The sequence below is a fragment of the Gilvimarinus gilvus genome, from assembly GCF_030518155.1.
In the GTDB taxonomy this organism is placed as follows: Bacteria; Pseudomonadota; Gammaproteobacteria; order Pseudomonadales; family Cellvibrionaceae; genus Gilvimarinus; species Gilvimarinus gilvus.
In genome coordinates, this window is record NZ_JAULRU010000035.1 from 1 (window position 1) to 884 (window position 884).

Annotated in this window: 1 protein-coding gene; it reads right to left on the reverse strand. The window is 58.5% G+C overall.

The genetic code is table 11. The features are described from left to right. Nucleotides 1–830: immunoglobulin-like domain-containing protein (locus QWI17_RS00175; RefSeq protein WP_302720487.1), on the reverse strand; the 830-nt coding region annotated here is incomplete at its 3' end. Nucleotides 831–884: the final 54 nt, after the last annotated feature.

Sequence of the window (884 nt, forward strand, 5' to 3'; positions counted from 1 at the left end):
GTATCTTTGCCCAGGTTCAGTTGTTCGAACTGATCGGCGCCGGCGCCTTCGACTTTGGTCAGGCCTTGGGTAATAGTCACCGGATCGTTGACGTAGACGTTGTCTGGCGCAGTGACAGTGGTGGTGCCGACCGATTCACCGGCTTTGACCGTGACGATTGTGCCGTCGGTCAGGGTGAAGGTCAGGCCCTTGTGGTTGGTCACTGGCAGGCTCGGATCGGCGCTGACCAGGGTCACGGTGTAAGTGATCTTGCCACCTTCGGCCACAGTGGTGTTATCCACAGTGAGCTGAGCAGTAACCGGGCTCTGCGTATCGGTCACAGCTACGGACGCAGGCTGACCGATCTGCAGGTTTTCCAGTTGCTCGCCGACCACTTCCGCCTTGGTGATGCTGACGGTGATCTTGCCTTCGTCCTTGAACACGTCATCGCCCTGCGCCGGAGCGGCGTAGGACTTAGTGGTCTCGCCTGCCGCGAAGGTCAGGGTGGCACCAGTGCTCAGGGTTACGGTGAATGGCTTATCGAGCGCCTTGTTCAGAGTGACGGTGAAGGTTGGCTCAGTCGCCTCATTCACGGACAGCTGATCCGCAGCGATGGTGACCTTGACCAGGTCGCCTTCGTTATTGCCACCTGGGTTACCTGGAGTGCCTGGCTCATCGGTAACTACTGTGCTGACAGTATCTTTGCCCAGGTTCAGTTGTTCGAACTGATCGGCGCCAGCGCCTTCGACCTTGGTCAGGCCTTGAGTGATGGTGACTGGATCGTTGACGTAGACGTTGTCTGGCGCAGTGACGGTAACCGAACCGGTGGCTTCGCCTGCCTTGACGGTCACAGTAGTCCCGTCAGTCAGGGTGAAGGTCAGACCTTTGTGGTTGGTTACTGGCAG